The following is a 16,757-nucleotide window of genomic DNA, read 5'->3' on the forward strand; positions in this document are numbered from 1 at the left end:
CTGGCGGCGCTGGGGCCGTCGGCAAGCGTGTAGCGGCGGTGAGAGATTTGACCTAGCGGTCGAAGAGACTGTCAAGCAGTGCCTCGGGGTGGCGGGTGGAGACCAGCCAATAGGGGGTGGGGTCGTCCGGATCGTCGAGGACTAGCAGCACCATCGTGGGAATCCACGTGTGTGTAACCAGGAACGCTGCTGGATCGAGCTGACGGCCCAACGCATTGCGCTGCGCGGACTTCGGGACCACCAGGGATTTGGCAACAACCGATGCTGGCAAAACTGCCGTGCCAGCGTGAAGCCAGCGTTCACCAGTGCTGTCCACTTCCACGGACACCGTGGTCTTCGACATAGTCAACAGCACCCACACGCCCACGGCCAGACAAATAATGCCGCCGATGACAAGCCAAATCGGTGAACGGTTAAAGCCAATCTGGGCCGTGCATACAAAAACGGCAGCAGCGCCGAGTACCCAGAACCACCAGGGAACCCAGAGCTTTTCGGAATAGACAATCGATGAATCTCCGCTCGAGCTCATTGCTATTGCCGCACCTTCAGAGACGGATGCTGAGCTGTCGTCGCGACGAGGCTGCAGGTTATCTTTTCCACTCACGGTTATCCATTCTAGGGCACGGCTATGCTCGGTACTGACAAGGCCGAAGTGCGGTTCTTAAAAGACGCGACAGCGAAGGATATACAAAGAGATGACTTATGCCCCGGTGCAAGTGAAAAAGCTCGCTAAAGACGCTGTGATTCCCCAGCGTGCGCATGCCGATGATGCCGGTGTGGATTTGAGCTCAGTGGAGGATGTCATCCTAGCACCAGGGCAGCGGGCGCTCGTGGGAACCGGTATTGCCATTGCTTTGCCGGCGGGCACAGTGGGATTGGTTCATCCTCGCTCCGGATTGGCTTTCAAAAAGGGGCTGTCCATCGTCAACGCACCCGGCACTATCGATGCCGGTTACCGTGGTGAGCTTAAAGTCTGCCTGATCAACTTGGACCCGACCAATGCGGTGGAGATCGCCAAGGGCGATCGAATTGCCCAATTGGTTGTGCAGAAGGTCGAGCTCAGCCCGATGGTGGAAGTCGATGAACTCGATGAAACTGAACGCGGTGCGGGCGGTCACGGGTCAACCGGAGTGTCCACGACGCTTTAAAACACCTCTGATAGCGCGGGGATCCTACTAAGTGTGGTTCAATGCGTGAAGAGCTCAATAAAGTGTTTACAAAGGCGTATACAAAGATTTCGTTTTAGCGAGGTGTCAATAAACCACCATGTGGCCATTTGGAAAGAAGAACCAGCCAGAAGAACCAGCTGCTGAGGCAGAGGCCGTTACCACCGACTCTGCGGCGCCAGCTTCTGAGGAGGCTACCGCAACCGTGCATGACGACGCGTCGGAAACCGCCGCGGAGAACGCACCAGCAAACGGCCCCTTCGATATCAACAGCGCTAGCCCGACGCAGTTTGATTTTTCGGACTTCGCGAAGGCCAGCCTGAACCTCGGTTCGATGCTGCTGCCTATTCCTCACGTTGGTGATATTCAGGTGGAGATGGGGCCGACAGGTCCAACCATGCTGCACGTCGCCACTGAGAATGGCCGCGTAACTCCTGTAGCATTCGCTGCTCCGACGTCGGGCGGTCTCTGGGAGGAGTCCGCTCAGGAAATCAAGGACGGTCTTGAGTCCGATGGCCTCGATGTCCATGTCGAGCAGGGGCCGTGGGGTTCTGAGGTCGTAGGTCGCACCTCCGACATGGAAATGCGAATCATCGGCGCCGACGGCCCGCGTTGGATGCTTCGCATGACGGCCTCCGGTCCAGCTAATCGGGCGGAGGAACTCGCGGACCTCGCCCGCGGTCTCCTTGCCCGTAGCTTCGTCTCTCGCGGTGAGAACCCGATGCCAGCAGGTCAGCCGCTTCCGGTTACGCTGCCGTCCCAGATGGCCGAGCAGATTCGTCAGGCATACCAGCAGCAGACCCAGGCTGCCCAAGCTGAAGGTGAACCCGGGCAGGTGCCAGGCGCTACTGGTATCAACCCAGATGGCTCCACCAATTAGTTTGGTCAACCCGCCAGCAGAGAGAAGCTAGCTGCTTGACCAGTTAGAAAAGGATCTGCAGGCGCGACTGTGCACTGCCCGCCGCCGTCACCCGACAGCGGCTTTTCTCTTGTCAGCGGGTAGTATCACACGGCGTGAACATCGAAGTGACTATTGACCGTCCCGCTGCCGGCGGAGAATTCATTGCCAGCTACGACGGACGAATCGGTTTCGTCACCGGCGGTATCCCCGGCGAACGCGTTGTTGTCGAAATTGCCAAACCTGATGCCAAGCTGTGGCGCGGCAATGTCGTTGAGGTTCTGGATGCCTCAGAGCATCGAATTTCGCAGCGTTGCGAAGCAGCTCAGCAGGGCGCGGGCTGTTGCGACTGGGGTTTTATTGATCCTGAGCACGCGGCGCGTCTCAAGGCTGATGTCTTGACCGATTGCCTGCGCCGTCTTGGACGTTTCACCGCCGACGAGCTGCCAGCTATCGATGTTCTTCCACTGGCTCCGACCTCCCGTTGGCGCACGCGCGTGCGGCTGGGTGTGGATTCCCAGGGACGAGCGGGATTACGGCGTTCCCGTTCCCACGAGCTCGTCATCGGCTCCGAGTGCGTCCAAACAGTTCCCAATCTCATCGCTGGCTTTTCGACGGCCGGAACCATCCCCGCCGCTAAGCCTGCTCGCGGTCGCGGGAGCAAGAAGCCGAAGCCAGGAGAACTCCATGTGGCCATGGACACGGAGGGTAACCGAAGTGCTGTGTACGTTTCCGGCAGCGGCAGGAACCGCAAGCAAACGGTGATTGAAGGCGAGCCAACCACACAGCACACTGTTCACGGAATCACTTTCGATGTGCCGACTACCGGTTTTTGGCAAGCCCATTGCCATGCCCCTGAGTTCTATGGATCGCGCATCATTGACCTGTTGGCCGGTCAGTCTTTCTCCTGTGGTTGGGATCTTTACGGTGGCGCAGGCGTTCTGTCGGCGGCACTTCGCAAGCTTGTTGACGCAGAGGGCTCAATTCTCTCTGTCGAGGGTTTTGCAGCGGCAGCGACGGCGGGGCGCAAGGCCTTCACTGCAGCTGACCACAGTGCGAATGCGTCGCCTGCGGCACCAGTCCGGTTCGTTACTGGGGATGTCGCCGAAGTAGTGCGCCGCGAAGTTGCTAATGAGGAAACTCCAAACCCGGATATCGTTGTTCTCGACCCTCCGCGCTCCGGTGCTGGTAAGGATGCCATTGCCGCTATTGCTGAGGCAAAGCCACGCGTGGTTGTACATTTCGGTTGCGATCCGGCGACTTTTGCCCGCGATGCCCGGTACTGGGCTGACTACGGCTACGCGTTCAAACACCTCGAGGTCGTGGACGCATTTGGTCTAACGCATCACTTTGAAACCATCGCAGTGCTGGAGCAGCTGTAGCTAGAGTGGCTGCCGCATGGGCGCAAGAACGTTGGCGCCGATCACGTCGGCAAGCAAATGTGCCTGCCATGGGCGGAAACCCTGTTCGCTGAGGTGAGCGGAGATTTCGGTAACGGCTGGCAGGCCGCCAGCGTAGTTGTCGTGGTGGCGGAAAACGAATGAGCCGACTGCGCGGCTGTGAATCCACCACACCAGTTCACGTGTCTGCGCGGAGGTAATGAGTGTGTCTTTGCGCAGGTGGATTTGGGCACAGACGTTGTCGATGCAGTCTCGCGTGGTTTCGAAAATTTCGGCGGCTTGTGGGGCATGCTCAGCCCAACGTCGAAAGTGGGGCATCTGGTTGGGAGCCTGCTTCTGGGGCTTCGGCCATGACGACCTGGGTTCCTGACGGGCTTCATTAACGACCTTCAACCAAGCGTCCGCGGCACCGCGACGGCGACGTGGAAATCCACGGATTGCAGTTAGTTCACGCTGCGTACCGGGGAGTTGTTCTGCGATTGTACGTAGAACGCTGTGACCCATGACGTGTGTTGGGGAGACATCACGGCGCTGCGCGATTTCGTCACGCTCAGTCCACAGTGCACGGGCGACGTTAAGTTGTTCGGGAGTGCGCAGCTTCCCAATCCCTTTGAGCCCCTGCCACGAGTGTACGACGTGCAGACCATCGAGGTATTTACGGTTTAGAGCGAGTTCGCGTTCGCATTCCTGTTCCAGCCATTCCAAACGGTCGAGCTCAGTCAGCGCCTGACAAAGAACCTCGGCGAGTTCGATGAGCAGCTCGACATCCAAGGCTGCGTAGTCCAGCCAATCTGCTGGCAGTGGACGAGTAGACCAATCCTCTCGACCGTGCCCCTTGGCAAGTCCAACTCCGAGGAGTCGCTCTGTCAGAGCTGCTAAGTTGACTCGCTCCAGGCCGAGAAGGCGGCCGGCCAGCTCAGTGTCAATGACTTTGGTGGGGTAGAGACCCAGAGCTGCGAGGCAGGGAAGGTCAGAATGAGCGGCGTGAATAATCCAGGTCAGGTCGTTGACTGAGGAACCGAAAACGGCCATCGCCTTGCGACCATCTTCGGGATCGATGAGAAAGGTGCCCGCTCCACGGCGGCGAAATTGAAGCAAGAAGGCGCGGTCGTCGTAGCGATATGCCGAAGCTCGTTCAGTATCGACTGCGAGCCAACCGTGTCCTTTGGCCAGCTGCTCACCGGCGTCAATAATGTCGTCGATGGCAGAAAGCACGCGTGGAGTTCCCTCGGCTGGGGCAAGTCTTACTTCTACGTCGGGACTAGTTTCCACGTCGGAGCTCATCGCACGCCTCTTCGGTCGTCGGTATCAGCAGTCGCCGGTATCAGCCCAGCAGGGAAACGCCGACGGGTGGCAGACCAGCGACGTTCGCTAGTACCTGAGCGAAGGATTCAACGTGGGTGCGCAGGTCGGTGCCACGAGCAGTCCACGATGCGCGCATTTCTAATTGAAAGGCCTGTGGCTTGCCGCCGATCTCGCCATAGCGGACAGAGTTCGTAGTAGTCACCGTGCCACCCAAGTTCGACAGTTCGGCGTTGTTCTCAGCCAGAGCCTCGGTGAGCCATTGCCAGGCAACCTGGGGGAGCAACGGATCTTCCGCGAGGGAGGCATCCATATCCGCCTGGATGTATGCAACCAAGCGCATGTCACCGTCCCAGGTTTCCTCACTGCGGGGGTCATGGAGCAAAATTAAACGACCAAAGGCATCGTCGTCCGAGGACTCGGGGACGATATCAGCTTCGGGCTGCGTGACCTCAAGCGAGACAGCGTGGCTAAACGGTGCCAGCTTCTGCGGTGGCCGAACGGTGCCCAGAGCAATCTCAGGTCGCAGTTCAGCAGAGTGCATTGACTGGACCGCGGCGCGGAAGTTCTGTGGCATTGAATCGGTTCCATTCACGCGCCTGAACTTAGCCATATGACGCTTGCGTTAGTGGGAGGCGCGCCGAAAAGAGTGGGAAGCGACCAAGCGGTTCGTCGAAAACGCACAGCAGGGCGAGAGAATTTCCTGTTCTTAGTACCCCACATATCAATTTCTAAGGTAAGTGGGGCATGATTGTCCGTATGAACAATCGTCGCACTTTGACTGATGCCCCGATTCTTGATGCAGCTTACGGTCGAACTCCTTCGCGCCGCCCGGTGTGGTTTATGCGGCAAGCTGGTCGTTCACTGCCTGAGTACCGTGAGGTGCGCAAGGACATCGGTATGTTGGACTCTTGCTTCCGCCCGGAACTGCTCGCTGAGATTACTATGCAGCCGGTACGTAGGCACGACGTTGATGCTGCGATTCTTTTTTCCGATATCGTCGTGCCGCTGAAGGCTGCGGGTGTCAACCTGGATATTGTTCCTGGCCGCGGTCCAGTAATGGATACTCCGGTGCGCTCGGAAGCAGACATCAAGGCTCTACCGGAAGTCACGGAAGAGCAACTCGCTCCGGTGGCCGAGGGTATCGGCCTCATTCTGCAAGAGCTGAATGATACCCAGGCACTCATTGGTTTCGCCGGTGCACCGTTCACCTTGGCGTCGTACCTGATTGAAGGCGGTCCATCCCGCAATCACGAGCGCACTAAGGCGCTGATGCACTCGGACCCTGAATTGTGGGATCACCTGATGCAGAGAATCACTCCGATGGTGATTGCTTTCCTGCGCGCGCAGATTGGCGCTGGTGTGGACGCTATTCAGCTCTTCGACTCCTGGGCTGGCTATCTCACCGAGCGTGATTACCGCCGCTTTGTGTTGCCGTACTCGAAGGAAATCTTCCAGGCTGTCGCCGACGCCGGCATTCCGCGCATCCACTTCGGTGTGGGCACCGGCGAGCTTCTCGGTGCGATGGCTGAAGCCGGCCCAGAAGTCATGGGCGTCGACTGGCGCGTGCCACTGGACGTTGCTGCCAACCGCATTCGTGCCACGCTTTCCGACGTTCACCGAGGCGCAGACCCGGCGGAAAACAGCCTTGCATTGCAGGGCAACCTTGACCCGGCGATTCTCTTTGCCGGTGAAGATGCAATGACCCAAGAGATTCAGCGCATCTGCTCTGAGGCGGACCGTGCAATTAAGCGTGGTGACGCCCGTGGACATATCTTCAACTTGGGTCACGGGGTGCTACCGAATACCGATGCCGACGCGATTACGCGCGCCGTTGAGATCATTCACGCAACGTAAAAGCCGACGCAACAGGCGTGTAAAACACGCACTAGCTAATTTCCTACAAGTCTTATCGACCGTGCCCGCTCGAGGCGCGGGCATAGAGAAAGCGTACGAAATACCGTGGTTGCACAACCTTCTACCATTGCCGTCATAGGTGGCGGTATCTCCGGCCTGAGCGCAGCGTATGAGTTGCGTAAAAAGCTCGGACCCGCCGCAAGAATAATTGTCATCGAGTCCAGTGCACAGGTCGGCGGCAAGCTGAAGACTCGACCAGGAGCTAACGGCCCTCTTGAGGCGGGCGCTGAGGCGTACCTGGCGTTCCGTCACGATGCCACCGATTTTTTCAAGGAACTCGGGTTGGCAGATCAGCTAGTCGCCCCTTCGGGGCTGCCTTCCAAGCTCTACATTGGCGGTGAACTCAAGGACCTTCCGCGTAACACGGTCACCGGTATTCCAGGAAGTTCAGAAGGGTTGGGCTACCTCCTCAGCGAGGCCACCCTCGCCAAGATTGATGCCGAGTCGAACCCCGAGCTCACTCCAGCCTTGCACTGGGTACTGGGTGACGACATGAATGTCGGCCAGCTGGTCGCGGCGCGGCTCGGTGAGGAAGTCGTTGACCGCATCGTCTCCCCGCTGCTCGGGGGCGTCTACTCAACCACCGCATACGATCTGGGTCTGCGTGCGACCATCCCACAGCTGGCGGCAGCGCTTGATGAAATGGCTAGTGTCGGTGACCATGTCAGCCTCACCGGCGCTGTCCAGCGCGTTCTGGAAGCACGTAAGGAGGCGCAGCAGGCGCGTCTGAGTAGTGAGGCTGCGACAGATTCGACGAAGACGAAGCGACCGGTGGTCTTCCAAACGTTCCGCGATGGCTTCGAGGTTCTCTACAACACGCTTGTCGACGAATCGGGAGCCGAACTCCTCTTGTCGACGAAGGCTACTGGTCTGCGCCAGCATGACAACGGCTTTGAGGTGACAGTGGAACTGCCGTCGGAAAGCGGCACGAGCATTAGCACTATCGACGTCGACGGTGTTGTCGTGGCGGCACCTTCTGCAACCACATCGGAGCTGTTGAGCAATCTTGCGCCAGAGGCGGCCGAGCTCATTGGTGGGGTAGACACGTCGAACTCGGCGGTGGTCGGTATGTGTTTCGACTCGTCGGAAGGACTGCCGGAGATCAACGGCGTGTTGTGCGAGATTGGTGCTGACCTGTCCGCGAAAGCTTTTACAGTGTCGTCCCGGAAGTGGCCACATATTGGTGAGCGCTACGGTGCCGTTGTGAGGGCAAGCTTCGGCCGTTTTGATGATGACTCGCACGTGCATCGTAGCGACGAGGACCTCATCGCCAGGGCAAAAGCAGATTTGGCTAAGGCGACTGGCTTTGATGCCGAACCGACAGCGGTTTTCGTCCAGCGTTGGTGGGCGGGGATTCCACGCTTCGATATGGGGCATGGAGGCCTGATGGATTTTGCTCGCCAGGATTTGGCCGAGGTGCCTAAGCTTGCAGCAACAGGGGCGTGGCTCAGTGGCCCGGGCATTCCGGAATGTATCTCCAACGCCAAGGCTGCGGCCAGCAAGATTGCTGCGGAGCTGGCATAAAGCTGCGAGATTGGTGCTGAGTACGAAACTGGCGCTGACCCATCGTTTTTAAACAAACCTTTCAACCGAACTAGGAGACAACTAATGACCAAGCTCGATTTCAAGAAGCTCAACGACACCATCCGCTACACCATGTGGTCTGCCTTCAAGGTGACCCCAGGTGCACTCGGTGATAACCGCGAAGAGGCAGTGGCTAAGACCAAGGAATTCCTGGCTCGTTACGAAGACACTGATCTGATCATCCGTGGTTTCTACGATGTTTCGGCCATGCGTGCTGAAGCCGACTTCATGTTCTGGATCCACGCAGAGAAGCTGGAAGACCTGCAGGCGTTCTACAACGCCTTCCTGCGCGAGACTCCGCTGGGCAAGGCATCCACTCCGCACTGGTCGAACGCTGCGCTGCACCGTCCAGCTGAGTTCAACAAGTCGCACCTGCCGTCGTTCATCATGGGTGAAGAGCCGGGACGATGGATTGCGGTTTACCCCTTCGTTCGTTCCTACGACTGGTACCTGCTGGAGCCGACCGAGCGACGCCGCATCCTTGCTGAACACGGTATGGCCGGTCGTGACTACCCGGATGTGCGCGCCAATACTGTCCCGGCGTTCGCACTCGGTGACTACGAGTGGATCCTTGCATTCGAGGGGCCGGAGCTCGACCGCATTGTGGACTTGATGTGGAAGATGCGTTACACCGAGGCTCGTCTGCACGTCCGCGAAGAGATTCCGTTCCACACGGGACGTCGCGTCGATGACATCGCAGAGATCATCAACGTTCTGCCGTAGCTCACGCAATCAACGAGAGAATCAGCAGCGCCGCTGGTCAAGCCCCGTTAACTGACGGGATTTTGACCAGCGGCGCTGCTTCTCTATCTAGTTATTCAGCCGTCTTGTCCGGTTCGAGCGTGAGTGAAATTGAATTGATGCAATAACGCAGGTCGGTCGGAGTATTGTATCCCTCACCCTCAAAGACGTGGCCGAGGTGAGACTTGCAACGACTGCACAGCACTTCGGTACGGACCATACCGAGGCTGGTGTCTCGGCGCTCAATAATCCGGTCTCCAGCTAGTGGAGAGAAGAAGGATGGCCAACCGCAGTGAGAGTCGAACTTCTCGTTCGACCGAAACAGCTCGTAACCACAGGCCCGGCAGCGGTAGACACCTTGAGTCTTGGTATCGGTGTACTCACCGGTGAAGGCGCGTTCAGTACCTGCCTGACGCAAAACCTGGTACTCCGCGGCACTGAGGCGTTCGCGCCATTCTTCTTCGCTCAGATTCCAGTCTTCGCTATGCGAATCAACCATTCTGAATAGCCTCCTCAGACTTGAGATCAGATTCCTGATTAGACTTCCTGCCTGCTATCTTCCAGTCGCTCAGCCAGCTGAAGCCGGATGCAAAGCTACGCCCATTGACGGCATCCACAATCGTCATTCGAATGAGTGCTGCCGTGATGGAGAGAATAAGAACGGCCCATCCAATACCGCCGATTGCAACCGTGAACCACGGGAAAAAGAGGTCATCTTCATCAATCCACCAATTGGCGTAGAAGAAACAGAGTACGACTCCGAGTCCTGCGCCCCAATTCAACATGACTGTCGAACCAATATTTCCTTCATTGTCGCGAGCCAAAACCAATGGGCGAAGCACGGTGAGAACCATTGGCAAGAGCGTCATCGAGTAGTACTGCTGGCCCAGGCTGGAAAGGAAGAACGCGCCGGTGAAGAGAACTCCGGAAGTCGTAGCAATCCAGAATTTCTCATCCCTTTCGAGCCAGCGAAGAAGGAGCACGACGGATACCAAGACGAAAATGCCGAAAAAGATCTGCCACAGCAAAATCAGGGTCGGATGGGCACCTAGCCAAACAAGCTGTCCAGTCAGTGAAGCATTTGCAAAGTCACGGACAACTCCCAGGTAGGGGACGGTGATATCTAGGTAGTCACGTGGTTGGACCATGAGCGGCCACGCAATGACATTGGCTGCAATTACCACTCCGATACTGGTCAGTACCGTAGAGAACTGCCTGCGCATGAACGGTAGGAACAGCATTGGCAAGAAAACAGGTTTAATGGTGATTGCGATACCGATGATCAGGCCGGCCAGGATATTGCGCCGCTCGGTCAGAGCAATAAAAAACAGCACTAATGCAAGGAAGAGTGAACCGTTGACGTTCGTAAAATCAAGGGTGTTGGTAACGGGTTCCGTGAGGTAGAGCAGTGCTATCGACGCTGGAATGATGGGGCCAGAGCGCGCAATACCAAGCCACCTCAGCAGCAATACAATTGCCGCAATGATTGCAGCTGACTGAAACACCGCAAACCAGATTCGGCCCGATTCAAGCGAGCCGAACAAATCAATCGGGGCTAAAAGTAGGGTAGCGCCTGGGGAATACAGATAGTGCGGATCGGCTGTTACGTAGTCTTCCGAATAAACGGGTACCTGCGATACGAATCGATTAATTGCCGACCAGACGGTCGTAAAGTCATCTGTGCCAGAAACGTCTTTCGGCAAAACCCAGGTGCGGTGAAAAATCACCACAGCTGCGATAGGCCACAAGAAAGCGCTGAGTCCTCGCGACACGTGCCGAGACAGAGGGCGTGGAGCCACCGAATTTGTCTCTGGCGTGTCCTTGGACGTTTGCGTTAATGCCGTTGCGCTTGCGCTCACGTCGATTTTTGGTTTACTCACAATACTCCACCCTACTGGGTGAAGCTGCGGGAATAGCGTAGGAAGATGTGTGAGTCGGAACGTAGGATATCCCGCACTTCAAAAGCCTGCGGGTTCGTCGAGTTCGAGTCCTCATCAGGGTCGTTCTCGCCGAAAGTCAGGGGGCCGTTACCCACCCACATCGGCGACAATGTCAGGAACAGTTCGTCGACGCACCCCTTTTTGAATGCTTCTCGATACATCGTCGATCCACCCTCTACGACAATGTCCCGATACCCATGTTCAGCCAGCCACGTTAACGCCGCTTTTACCGAGGGGTTAGGGAACTTAACGACGCGAGCCCCGGCCGACTCCATCTTTTTAGCTTTGTTCTTGTGAGCGGCTCTTGCCTCTTCATCATTAAAAGCATCTTTAGTCGGGGTGAAGATTATCGGAGGATTGACTTCTGCATTCGCGAAAAAGTCAGATTTTATATCTAAATCCAACGAGCGCGAAAGTGTGGACATCGCCACGTGCTCGGAGCGACCTAGCTTCTGTCGAACGGCCTCTAGGTACTCCGGTATCTCAACTGGCCCGTACCCCTCGGACGCAATGGTGCCTGTACCAACGAAAACGACGTCGGCAAGCGCGCGAAGCGTGTTGAAAACCGTGGCATCGGTGTCGTTGCCAAGCTGGCCAGAGGTGCCTTCGACGGCGCCGCGTCCGTCCAAGCTGGTGACGGCGATGGCCGTGACGGTGGAGGTGTTGTGAGACACCGCCGCTGTATCATGTGTCGTTTGCGCAGGTCGAGAAAGAAACTGCAGAATTTCGTCGGTCGATGGGCTTACGGAGGTGAGTGTAGCCATACCGCCGAGGTTAAGCCGACGATTGCAGAATAGGCAAGGCCTGGCTTATAAGGGAAGTATTATAATCGTTGTCATTTATAAGGATTGGACTTATAGTAGGGGCATGCGACTAACAGATACTCTTGAGAAGGCATTCAACGACCAGATCACTATGGAGCTCACCGCTTCCCACGTCTACCGCCAGCTGGCAATCGAACTGGACCTGCTGGATTTCTCCGGCATGGCAGAGTGGATGCGTGCACAGGCGGATGAGGAAGTTGATCACGCGAACCAGTTCATCGCACACCTCGATGCTCGCGACAACCACCCGCAGATTGGTGCTGTCGACGCACCGGAGGTGAAGGTCACTTCCGCAATCGATGCATTCCGCATTGCTCTCGAGCATGAAGAGAAGGTTTCGGCATCTATCCGTAACCTCCGCAAGCTTGCTGATAGCGAGGGTGATCTCGACTCCCGCCCGCTGCTGGACAGCTTCGTGGTTGAGCAGATTGAGGAAGAGGACACCGTGCGTGGCATCATCGGTCGCCTGGAGATTGTTGGCGACAACGGTGCTGGCCTGCTGCGTATCGACCGGGAGCTTGGCGCTCGCGACGCAGCTTAACGTCAAACTCGATTTGTGAGTTCGAAAAGAGAAGACCGCTCCAGGGAAGTTCCTGGGGCGGTCGTTTCTATGTAGCCTGAATATCAATTGACGGATCTGGCTTCCAATCAAACCGAAATTCGTGGAAGGGAAGATTCACCGTTTCCAGGTGGTAGAACGCGTTTTTGGCGTGCTTTGTGTAGTGGTATTCACGAGCTTTGATCGTTGTGATCGATAAGAGATTGCCATAATCGGGAAGGAACGTGTGTGCGTACTGCTTGAAAAACCCGGTTGAATCCAAAATCCAACCACCTTCCGCGCGAGTCAGTTCTGCGGCATAAAAATCGGTCGTGGCGACGTGCTCCATCTTTGTTCGGGCCTCGTCTCCATAGACAACGAGATTGTCACGCAAGAGTTGTACCCGGACCGCGTTAATTGCGCCGTCGCCTGCATTCAGTGCCCAAAGGTCGTCTGCGACAAACACCTTGATGCTATCGCTAGGCGAAATATTGGCCTGGGTGATGCGACCATAGAGTCGGCTGGAGAACAAGTCACAGGACGCCTCGTTGACATGGAGACGTATCGCACCTTTTCGGAACAACGTTGCCAAATTAGAATCGCGGTTGATAATCGATGTAATCGAGTTCTTCTCTTCGAAGAGCTCGGGATTAAACTCAATTACTCGAGGAACTGACAGGTCATCGTAAATACGCGGCTGGTTTTGTCGAATGAATGAGTCAACAAGGCGGCGCGAAACTTCCGGCTTGGGCGGAAAGCGATGTGGTTGGGCGCGATAAAGCGCCTTCTGGATACCGCAGGTATAGGCCTTGTCCTGCTGGGTGTTGTTGCGTTGAATTGGACACCCGGCATGGCAGAGATAGAAATACTCACAGCTAATGCAGTCACTGGATAGAGCAGGATTGGCCCGCTCATAAGCGCGAATGGCATCGCCGCCGCGCGTAATCAACTCAGGCATTCCCAGTTGGAGAATATTGCCAAACTTCAAGTCAGGTTCTGCCTGACCTCTGTGGCACGGGTAAACGTCCCCGTCCTTCTGCACTAGAAAGTTATTGGTGCCGCAATTGATCTGATTAGTGCAGTAACCGTGGGTAAATTCCTTGAACCACTCATAATAAATGGCTTGTTCGAACTTTGTGCCTTCGAAATGGAGCCGCAAAGCTTCGAAGAATTCAACCATTTCCTGCTGGTTGAGCTGGGAAGTGTAGTCCGACTTCACGCTATCGTAGGCAAACATGATGTAGAAGTCGGTAACCATGTCAAAACCATGTTCATCGAGCCATTCAATATCATGAATAAACTCGTCGATGCGTTCGAGGTGTTCTTTCCCAACTACGCAGCTTATCTGCTTGCGGAATGGATATTCACCAAGGAGCAAAACATTGTTAATTGTTCGCTTGAGGGTCGATTTCCCCGCCTTGGTTGTACGCAGTTTCTCATGCAGGCTAAATGGCAAATCAAAGCTGCCTGAAATGGAAACTTCGAACTCCTCGTAGAGGGGCCTTAATTTATCGAAGTGGTACAGATTGGTTTTAATGTGGATCGCTGCGCCGTTGCTGCCTAAAGCTTTGAGCTGCAAGCGATACTTAGAGCGATACTCCGTATATGCGTTGAACAGGTCGCGCAATACAGATGCTGGCAAAGTCGAAATTTCCGCACCGTGCAAAAGTAACGAGCTGATGAGGATTCCCTGGTGATCCAGATGGTTCGCAATGCGATTGAATTGTGACACTACATCCGAAGGATTGTCTTTGTTCTCGGTGAGATCGCCCAGGTAGCAGTAACTGCACCCAAGATTGCAATACTGGTTAGGAACAAAGGTCAGCTTAATTGCTTTGTGGTGAAGTCTGAATCCAGCTTTAGTGGTTACAGCTGCTTGAAAAGTGGCGTTGTCCGCAGCAGCGGTCTCATCAAGTGCTGGCACGCCGACGGTAGGAATCGTCGGTAACGGAAGTATTGTCTTAGCCATTATTATTGTTGTTGTTATTGTTATTGTTATTGTTGTTGTTCGAGTCCCCGCCGTCTCCGCTGTCGCTGCCGTCACCGAAATTTAGAGCGTCGCACCAACCGTTGGTAAAACTTCCTGTTTCAGAGAATGGACAGTCAGAGTCCGACTGGTCGAAATAGTCCGGAATGCTGCCGTCGCCACCGGTGCTCGCACCTGTACCGGTACGGTTATGGCCGCCAACGTCTGCAGTTCGCCGATATTTTTCCAGCTCATTTAGTTCTTCGTTTTCCCACGACTCATAGTTCGTCATTTTGCATCGGCCTTTTCATTCTTAGGACGCAGGCTAACTACCAGTGCGTTTGGTTGATTTGGAAGGTATCGTGTCGGCAGGATGGTCCCCGGGGTTACCGCTGCCGCCTCGTAATTCATTAACACCATTGTCTTAGTGACAGAGTAGGGCTCACCATGCGCCGGGAAGACAGACAGTCCAAGTTCATATTCATTGAGGCCACGAACTTTTCGTCCGGTGTCTTTGATGTATTTCACCTGTGAGTAAGTCGGACGTCCTCGTAGATCAGCCTCTAACATTTCGCGATCAAGAATTCCATCGCGAATCTTGACTTGGTTCAGGAAATCTTGAGCCCGTTTCTCATGCCTGCCGCGGGCAATCTTGACCTTCTCCGGTCGGTCTGGGCGGTACATCACAGGGACGAGTATGCCTTGCTGCAGGAGGGAGTGCTTATGTTCCGGTAGTTGACGGGTCAAAACCGACTTAAAGTGGCTCCCATCTTGTGCCTCGACTGCCATCTGCATGATGACCGTGTAGTAACCCTTCTTATCGGGCTTGCCGGTGACGCTGAAGGATTCGATCTGTCCAACACCAATATTCGCCTGTGGCCACTCCACAGGTTTATCGGATCCGCGGAATTCAACAAAAAATACTAAAAGGGATACAAATACGATAATAACTGCGAATATAAGAAAGTCGCCTACCACTTTATTTACTCCAGGTAATGGTCGAAACTGTGGTTTGGATTAAAGGCAAACCAAATGGGGCGATTGTGGAAAACAAACCTAGCCACAATCCCAGTAGAAAACAGCACCATCGGTCGTGCCAGTATTTTCGGAGCGGTACACCACGGCCTCGCCGGCGTGCATCTTCTTCAACGCGTCTGGGTGAAGGAATACGTGGGCCACACCTAGATCGCCCCACATGGCCTCGAAGGGGAGCTCTTCTTCTTCGAGATATGTGGAATCGATCTCTAGGAAGTGAACGTACCCATCAGGCTGAAAAGGGTCTTGCGCGAAAGCGGGGAAACCGCCAAGCATAATGTTGCTTTGGTTACTGGCTGCGGCTCGCAACTCAACTAGCTCGTCAAAGTAGTCATCGTTATCAAGAAAGTCATCGTCCTTTTCGGACTCCAACGCCTCGTACACTGCTTGGTCAGTGGGAGGGATCATTGCCACTGCACTAGACAAGGAAATCGGAGAGTTCATAACCGTCCCAATATCCTCGTTGAACGGGGAGCAGTAATCCTCGTGCTCTTCATCGAAGGCTGCTGGCTCCGCGGTATGAGGTCCAGGGAAGCTGTGGTTGCCAAAGCCTTCCGCAGGCTCAGGGATATAGCGAATCTCCATGCCGTTTCCTGGCGAATCTGAAGTAAATCCGCCGCTGAGGGGATCAGCGCCGACAAAGAGTTGAAAAATTCCTGATTCGGGAATCAATCCGTCGAGAGTTGCTTCGCTTGTCGACGCCCCCTCCGCACGCACATGACCGACAATATCCGCAAAATTCAGCTGAATGATGTGGAGCAGTGGCTGACCGCTCTTTGCGATGGGCCATGTCGCACCTTCCGGAAGATACGGCCTGCCACCGAAGTACGAACCATGGTCGGTGGGAGTGCTGTTGGAGTAGGGAAGGGTTACGCCTGGTTGAGCAAGTTGGATGAGGCCATCAGTGTCTTCGGAGATAAACTCTCCGGCCTCGATCAACGAGCGAAGTGCTTGAACCTGTGCTGTGAACTCTGACATGGCAGGTGGTTCTTTCTCTCGGAAAACAAGGTGTTTAATCAGGGATTATCCTTCAAACGAAAGGATGCTGCAATAGCTATCCACTGCAGCATCCTTTTCCTTGATTCGCCAAAAAACTCCCTTGTGGAGGACCACAAGGGAGTTAGCGTGGAGCGGATGACGGGACTCGAACCCGCGACCCTAACCTTGGCAAGGTTATGCGCTACCAGCTGCGCTACATCCGCAAATACGCTCGCCCATAAGGGCTTACGTGGTGCGCGATACTGGGATTGAACCAGTGACCTCTTCCGTGTCAGGGAAGCGCTCTCCCACTGAGCTAATCGCGCTGGGGTAAAAGCTATATAGAAGCTTTCAAGCGCAACCCCCTTCCAGGAGAAGGGGGTTTTGCACTGAGCGGATGACGGGACTCGAACCCGCGACCCTAACCTTGGCAAGGTTATGCGCTACCAGCTGCGCTACATCCGCAAA

General features: G+C 55.5%; 17 protein-coding genes and 3 tRNA genes. 7 read left to right on the top strand and 13 right to left on the bottom strand.

Annotated elements, in window-relative coordinates; all coding sequences use genetic code 11:
- Positions 1-52: 52 nt before the first annotated feature.
- Positions 53-529 (bottom strand): DUF3093 domain-containing protein, encoded by a 477-nt coding sequence (locus QP978_RS03275; RefSeq protein ID WP_049173043.1) that lies wholly within the window; start codon positions 527-529, stop codon positions 53-55.
- A 166-nt stretch (positions 530-695) separates the two neighbouring features.
- Here QP978_RS03275 and dut point away from each other — a divergent pair, with 166 nt between their 5' ends.
- The 3 genes from dut to QP978_RS03290 all read left to right on the top strand — a co-directional run bounded on the left by dut (position 696) and on the right by QP978_RS03290 (position 3,446).
- The gene (dut, locus tag QP978_RS03280) at positions 696-1,148 is read left to right on the top strand and encodes a dUTP diphosphatase (RefSeq protein ID WP_049173041.1); all 453 of its coding nucleotides are present in this window, start codon (positions 696-698) and stop codon (positions 1,146-1,148) included.
- A gap of 118 nt (positions 1,149-1,266) precedes the next feature.
- Positions 1,267-2,046, top strand: coding sequence for a DUF3710 domain-containing protein (locus QP978_RS03285; RefSeq protein WP_069358721.1), 780 nt, complete (start codon positions 1,267-1,269; stop codon positions 2,044-2,046).
- A gap of 134 nt (positions 2,047-2,180) precedes the next feature.
- Positions 2,181-3,446 carry a class I SAM-dependent RNA methyltransferase gene (locus QP978_RS03290; RefSeq protein ID WP_069358720.1) on the top strand — a complete coding sequence of 422 codons (1,266 nt, stop codon included), beginning with the start codon at positions 2,181-2,183 and terminating at the stop codon, positions 3,444-3,446.
- Here the strand turns inward: QP978_RS03290 and QP978_RS03295 are convergent, their stop codons facing one another.
- The gene (locus QP978_RS03295) at positions 3,447-4,748 is read right to left on the bottom strand and encodes an HRDC domain-containing protein (protein WP_069358719.1); all 1,302 of its coding nucleotides are present in this window, start codon (positions 4,746-4,748) and stop codon (positions 3,447-3,449) included.
- Between the two features lie 40 nt (positions 4,749-4,788).
- On the bottom strand, positions 4,789-5,343 hold the full coding sequence (locus QP978_RS03300) for a DUF3000 domain-containing protein (RefSeq protein ID WP_016422661.1): 555 nt from the start codon (positions 5,341-5,343) through the stop codon (positions 4,789-4,791).
- A 170-nt stretch (positions 5,344-5,513) separates the two neighbouring features.
- On the opposite strand from QP978_RS03300, the gene hemE reads away from it, so the two are divergent.
- From hemE to hemQ, 3 genes are all read left to right on the top strand, one after another.
- On the top strand, positions 5,514-6,623 hold the full coding sequence (gene hemE / locus QP978_RS03305) for a uroporphyrinogen decarboxylase (RefSeq protein ID WP_284856837.1): 1,110 nt from the start codon (positions 5,514-5,516) through the stop codon (positions 6,621-6,623).
- 105 nt (positions 6,624-6,728) lie between these two features.
- Positions 6,729-8,207, top strand: a complete 1,479-nt coding sequence (gene hemG / locus QP978_RS03310) for a protoporphyrinogen oxidase (RefSeq protein WP_049173033.1) — start codon at positions 6,729-6,731, stop codon at positions 8,205-8,207.
- Positions 8,208-8,291: 84 nt separating this feature from the next.
- The gene (gene hemQ, locus QP978_RS03315) at positions 8,292-8,990 is read left to right on the top strand and encodes a hydrogen peroxide-dependent heme synthase (RefSeq protein ID WP_049173031.1); all 699 of its coding nucleotides are present in this window, start codon (positions 8,292-8,294) and stop codon (positions 8,988-8,990) included.
- A gap of 91 nt (positions 8,991-9,081) precedes the next feature.
- On the opposite strand, the gene msrB is transcribed toward hemQ, so the two are convergent.
- The 3 genes from msrB to QP978_RS03330 form a co-directional block, all read right to left on the bottom strand.
- Positions 9,082-9,507: a peptide-methionine (R)-S-oxide reductase MsrB gene (gene msrB, locus QP978_RS03320; RefSeq protein WP_048733231.1), complete on the bottom strand. Its 426-nt coding sequence runs from the start codon at positions 9,505-9,507 to the stop codon at positions 9,082-9,084.
- Positions 9,500-10,756: a glycosyltransferase family 87 protein gene (locus QP978_RS03325; protein WP_222865028.1), complete on the bottom strand. Its 1,257-nt coding sequence runs from the start codon at positions 10,754-10,756 to the stop codon at positions 9,500-9,502. Before QP978_RS03325 ends, msrB begins: the two co-directional genes overlap by 8 nt.
- A gap of 143 nt (positions 10,757-10,899) precedes the next feature.
- Entirely contained in the window at positions 10,900-11,712 is an 813-nt protein-coding gene (locus QP978_RS03330) for a dihydrofolate reductase family protein (RefSeq protein WP_049193029.1), read from the bottom strand.
- A gap of 103 nt (positions 11,713-11,815) precedes the next feature.
- Here QP978_RS03330 and QP978_RS03335 point away from each other — a divergent pair, with 103 nt between their 5' ends.
- Positions 11,816-12,313: a ferritin gene (locus QP978_RS03335; protein WP_070438323.1), complete on the top strand. Its 498-nt coding sequence runs from the start codon at positions 11,816-11,818 to the stop codon at positions 12,311-12,313.
- Positions 12,314-12,380: 67 nt separating this feature from the next.
- Here the strand turns inward: QP978_RS03335 and QP978_RS03340 are convergent, their stop codons facing one another.
- From QP978_RS03340 to QP978_RS03370, 7 genes are all read right to left on the bottom strand, one after another.
- Complete coding sequence (locus QP978_RS03340) at positions 12,381-14,279, bottom strand: radical SAM protein (RefSeq protein ID WP_284856839.1); 1,899 nt, start codon at positions 14,277-14,279, stop codon at positions 12,381-12,383.
- Entirely contained in the window at positions 14,272-14,568 is a 297-nt protein-coding gene (locus QP978_RS03345; RefSeq protein WP_284856840.1) for a hypothetical protein, read from the bottom strand. The genes QP978_RS03340 and QP978_RS03345 overlap by 8 nt, the downstream gene beginning before the upstream one ends.
- Positions 14,565-15,254: a hypothetical protein gene (locus QP978_RS03350; protein ID WP_040360643.1), complete on the bottom strand. Its 690-nt coding sequence runs from the start codon at positions 15,252-15,254 to the stop codon at positions 14,565-14,567. The genes QP978_RS03345 and QP978_RS03350 overlap by 4 nt, the downstream gene beginning before the upstream one ends.
- Positions 15,255-15,332: 78 nt before the next feature.
- Positions 15,333-16,289, bottom strand: coding sequence for a DUF1963 domain-containing protein (locus tag QP978_RS03355; RefSeq protein WP_049193214.1), 957 nt, complete (start codon positions 16,287-16,289; stop codon positions 15,333-15,335).
- A gap of 148 nt (positions 16,290-16,437) precedes the next feature.
- A tRNA-Gly gene (locus QP978_RS03360) sits at positions 16,438-16,513 on the bottom strand.
- A 27-nt stretch (positions 16,514-16,540) separates the two neighbouring features.
- A tRNA-Val gene (locus QP978_RS03365) sits at positions 16,541-16,615 on the bottom strand.
- A 66-nt stretch (positions 16,616-16,681) separates the two neighbouring features.
- Positions 16,682-16,754: transfer RNA gene (locus QP978_RS03370), tRNA-Gly, on the bottom strand.
- Positions 16,755-16,757: the final 3 nt, after the last annotated feature.

Origin of the sequence: Corynebacterium sp. MSK035, from assembly GCF_030232615.1 — a bacterium.
GTDB classification, from domain to species: domain Bacteria; phylum Actinomycetota; class Actinomycetes; order Mycobacteriales; family Mycobacteriaceae; genus Corynebacterium; species Corynebacterium jeikeium_D.